The organism is Agrobacterium sp. Ap1 (assembly GCF_017313375.1).
Taxonomy (GTDB): Bacteria; Pseudomonadota; Alphaproteobacteria; order Rhizobiales; family Rhizobiaceae; genus Neorhizobium; species Neorhizobium cellulosilyticum.
Genome location: NZ_JAFLMY010000085.1, coordinates 1 through 563 on the forward strand (window position 1 = coordinate 1; position 563 = coordinate 563).

1 protein-coding gene and 1 pseudogene are annotated in these 563 nt (G+C 58.4%); one reads left to right on the top strand and one right to left on the bottom strand.

Translation table 11 applies throughout. The annotated features are described in order from the left end of the window. Nucleotides 1-195, top strand: a pseudogene (locus tag JZX87_RS31090) (gluconokinase); the annotation flags it as partial. Between the two features lie 105 nt (nt 196-300). Here JZX87_RS31090 and JZX87_RS31095 read toward each other — a convergent pair. After that, nucleotides 301-563: RraA family protein (locus JZX87_RS31095; RefSeq protein WP_502711359.1), on the bottom strand; the 263-nt coding region annotated here is incomplete at its 5' end.

Consider the following 563-nt stretch of genomic DNA (forward strand, 5'->3'; position numbering starts at 1 on the left):
AGCAAGGCGCTGCTGACCCAGCGCATGGGCAGCCGCGAAGGCCACTTCATGCCGACCAGTCTTCTGGAAAGCCAGCTGGCGACACTGGAGCGACCTGATAGCGAAGCCGGTGTTGTCGTCGTCAATATCGACAACACGCCGGAGATGATTGCCGAGCTGGCAATCGAGGGGCTGAAGAGGCTTGCAAGCGAATAGACAAAAGGGCGACCGCGAGGCCGCCCTTTTTATTTTCCGTAGTCACTGCGGATCTCGATCATATGGAAGGGAAGCTGTCGTGAACGACGCTTCCCTTCATCTTTTTCAGATGTCGACGACCAGGCCCTTGGCCTTGAGAACCGGCTCGAGCTTGCTGACCTCGATAACGGACGCGCCGGCCTTGTAGGCTTCAATGAAACCGGCTTCGGCGTCTTCGCGTGCCTGAGACAGCTTTGCCGCTTCGGCAACTTCGCTGCGGCGAACGACGACCAGACCATCCGCATCACCGACGATCACGTCACCCGGATTGATGATCTCGCCGCCGACGATGATGCTGTCATTCGTCGTGCCAATCGTTTCCTTGACCG